At 46.0% G+C, this 3,636-nt stretch carries 3 protein-coding genes; all 3 read left to right on the top strand.

The annotated features are described in order from the left end of the window. Positions 1–697 precede the first annotated feature (697 nt). The 3 genes from MO867_RS21000 (at position 698) to MO867_RS24205 (ending at position 3,562) form a co-directional block, all read left to right on the top strand. Positions 698–2,524 carry a multicopper oxidase family protein gene (locus MO867_RS21000; RefSeq protein ID WP_252472744.1) on the top strand — a complete coding sequence of 609 codons (1,827 nt, stop codon included), beginning with the start codon at positions 698–700 and terminating at the stop codon, positions 2,522–2,524. A 352-nt stretch (positions 2,525–2,876) separates the two neighbouring features. Beyond that, entirely contained in the window at positions 2,877–3,182 is a 306-nt protein-coding gene (locus MO867_RS20995; protein ID WP_252472742.1) for a putative quinol monooxygenase, read from the top strand. 125 nt (positions 3,183–3,307) lie between these two features. Next, positions 3,308–3,562, top strand: coding sequence for an aldehyde dehydrogenase family protein (locus MO867_RS24205; protein ID WP_373565923.1), 255 nt, complete (start codon positions 3,308–3,310; stop codon positions 3,560–3,562). The last annotated feature ends 74 nt before the right edge of the window (positions 3,563–3,636 follow it).

The following is a 3,636-nucleotide window of genomic DNA, read 5'->3' as shown; positions in this document are numbered from 1 at the left end:
GTACATGTCCATGGTTCCTACCCATTTCGCCTCTTAAAACTGTCCGAAGTATTGTCTTTGAGTGAAAAATACAAAATAATAAATATCAGCTGATAAATGCGAAAAATTCCCTTAGCAGGTTAAACTGTATACTAAGCAACAGTATCAGCTAGGAATCTTCATTAGGGTCAAAAAAACTGATTGAATAAATGAGAGGATGCTTTGAAATTATCTATGCTAGCCAGATTTTGCCATGCTTACAGACCAGGCCGAACCCCTTAGTACTGGCGCCATAAATATCATTATTGACCGGATCGACCCCATAGTAGAAACGCCAAGCAGCACTAGAATATTTTAAAGCGGTACGGACTAAAGGGGCGCTGGCCATCAACGTAATGAAGGAATAGCGAGCCTTTTAATCAAATTGCTCCTCCCCAATGAAGCACTTAAGAAACCTGCCCTCAAGTAAAATAACCCTCTGCGACAGACTATACTTGCCTCTTGAATCGGCGCCTTATAAACCAATTGGCGTACAAGCATAGAGAGAGAAAACTCTATTGTGGCAGGCCACGCCGTTACAGGTCTGAACTCAATTTTCATCCAAAGCCGCTGAGAGCAACCAATGTTACGGGTACTCCTCTGCTTCTGCCTATTAGCATTATTCCCGCCTTCCCTGGCTATCGGAGAGAAACCACGCTCCGCCAGCAAATCAAGCCCCGTGACCCTGCTAGATCCGACGGCTGTGGATAAGTTCGTTAATGAACTACCCAGGCCAACAGAGATCCGGCCCCAGGGTTCTACCCCAATCAAACTACCCGCACGGCCCACCCATATTTGGATGGGCCTGCGTGATAAGAAAGGCAAACGTTTGATGACCCAGACTTGGGGGTTTGAATACGCAGGGCGAATCCATTCTCCCGGCCCAACTATTCGCGCCCGTGAGGGGCAACCCGTATTTGTGCACTGGGCGAATGAACTGCCGGGACCACACCTCTTTCCCATTGATCGATCTATTCACCTTGCCGACGTGAAAAATCACAAAGCTGTGCCAATCGTTATTCATCTTCACGGTGGCCACACTGAATGGAAAAGTGACGGTAATCCCCTTGCCTGGTACACCGGCAATTACAGCGAGACAGGCCCGCTGTTTGAGAAAAAAATCTACGAATACGACAATTCCCAGGATGCTGCAACACTCTGGTATCACGATCATACCCTTGGGATGACCCGCCTCAATGTCTATGCAGGCCTATTTGGTTTTTATCTGGTTGGTGACGAAAACGAAGACCGTCTAATACAAGAAAAGCTGCTCCCCAGTGAAGAACGCACTAGGGTTGTCGCCATCACAGATAGCCTGTTTAGTTCTGACGGACAACTTTATTTCCCCGGCTGGCGAGACCAACCCTCATCACCAGTTTCCCATGAGGTAGTAGAGGCCAATTGGCCCAACCCCTCTCACTTGGATGAGTTTTTTGGCAATTTTATGCTAGTAAACGGTATGGCCTGGCCCAAGGTCAGCGCCACACCACAGGTTTATCGTCTACGGTTGCTAAACGCTTCTGACACACGCACGCTGATACTCAGGATCGAAGAAAATATTTCCTTTGTGCAGGTCGGCGGTGACGGTGGCTTTCTCGACCGCCCCGTGCAACTTGACGAGCTAGTGCTAGCCCCCGCAGAGCGGGCCGATATACTGGTAGATTTCACCGCTTATGAAGGACGGAAACTAACCCTGCATAATTTTGGTCCAGACATTCCTTTTAAAGGCTTTGTGCAAGCCAGTGATCCAAAAAATTCCCTTCCACTGATTTACAACCCGGACGGCAAACACGTATTAAGCGATGGTCGTGGCGGGACAACACCAACGACAAATCCAAATACCACGGGCCAGATTCTGCAATTCCATATTGCCCAAAACGCCGCAAAGCCCTCCCCCGTTAAAAGTGTATTGGCAGATGAAAATACCATTGGAGATTTGAAACTCACACTGGATACTCCCCTACGTCCTCCTCTCAACAGGCTCAGAAAAGCGAGCCACACACGGCAACTGGCTACTTACCGCCTGGACGATCCATACGGCCGTAACCTGCTTATGCTTGGCCCCGTTAAGGAAGGTTCCCTATTCTACGAAGACCCCACCACGGAAATAATCCAACACAATGCCGTAGAGATATGGGAGATCTACAACCCCACAGTATCGGCTCATCCAATTCATATCCACCTGGTGGAATTCCAGGTACTCGACCGCCAGCCCTTTAAAGGGAAGCTGATTTCCAAGCCTCAACAATTTATGCATACCAATAAAACTTTCCAGGGAGCGCGACTGGAAGTGGAATCATTACTGGGCAAACCTCTCCCACCACGACCTGAAGAACGCGGCCCCAAAGATACCGTAATTGCCTTACCCGGTCAGGTCACCCGAGTAATAGCACGGTTCGACCGCGAAGGTCTCTATGTATGGCACTGCCATCTACTCTCCCATGAAGATTACGATATGATGCGACCGTTTGAGGTATCGGCACCAAAATTATCTATTGGTGATTAATTCATTATTTCCATCTATTTCAACACCCAAACCTTCAGTTTTTTAAAAAACCGACAATTGATTAAGCTTCAGAAGAACCACCGCGAGCTATTCAGGATTCCCTTATTTTTAAAACATGCTAGATCTTTTTTATTATAGATTGATGTAAAATCCAGAGAGTTAATGGGGAATTATCTATACTGAAAATTAGCTGAAAAACATTATTACAATTACTCCCACTCTCCCCTAAGGCACTCATCATCTTATGAATTTTAAGGAAGGAGTTCATCGTTTTCAACGACCTATTAAAAAGCCGGATAGGCTCCCGCTTAACATCCTGAGTTTATATTTAGGAAAATGATGGAGAACAGCAATGAAAACACCTGTCTTGGTGTTCGCTTCATTTCACCCAAAACAGGGAAAGGAAGAAGATGTCAAAGATATTCTCATGGAGATGGTAGTGCCATCGAGAGCAGAGCGTGGCAACCTAATATATGAATTTTGTGAGCAAGTGGGCACAAAAAACAAAGAAAAGATCTATCATCTAATAGAAAAATATGAAGATAAATCTGCGCTTGATCAACATAAAATTTCGAACCACTACACTAATTATCGAAAGAATATAGAAGCTCTCTTATCCAGGCCTATAGGTGTCACTGACTTAAAAGAAATTCGCTGAACTCGAAAAATGTGCACTTGCCTGTTAAGTTTATACGGATGCGGGGGCGCTTTCACTATTGAGTGATCAGATTAAGACGTCGGTTGTGGTTGGTACCAGATTACGAACGAACGATAGAAGAACTGATGCCTCCGATTTTTTATTTATTGGTAATGGTTCTTTCTGGTTTTGAGGAAAATGCTCGCGCCTACAGGGCAGCATCATGTGGACTTGTCGCCACTGGCGTTAGGACAAATAATCTAGACAATGCCATAACACTTATTAACCGCACCCCCTTCGGCCTCGCCAGCAGCGTCAGGACTCACGATATGGATGATCTCAAGCAGCGTATGAACAGGATTGGCAAGACAGACATTCGTAAATTCAATGGTTACATCTGATTCTAGGCTTCCGCATAGGGGCAATACTTCGGACAGTTTTAGGGGGCGAAATAGGTAGGAACCACGGCCAGATA

Source organism: Microbulbifer okhotskensis (genome assembly GCF_023895975.1).
In the GTDB taxonomy this organism is placed as follows: domain Bacteria; phylum Pseudomonadota; class Gammaproteobacteria; order Pseudomonadales; family Cellvibrionaceae; genus Microbulbifer; species Microbulbifer okhotskensis.
This window is presented reverse-complemented; position numbering and strand designations above follow the sequence as displayed.

Excerpts from the sequence above, each read along its gene's own strand:
- MO867_RS20995 (WP_252472742.1), top strand. The coding sequence starts at position 2,877 with ATGAAAACACCTGTCTTGGTGTTCGCTTCATTTCACCCAAAACAGGGA.
- MO867_RS24205 (WP_373565923.1), top strand. The coding sequence starts at position 3,308 with ATGCCTCCGATTTTTTATTTATTGGTAATGGTTCTTTCTGGTTTTGAG.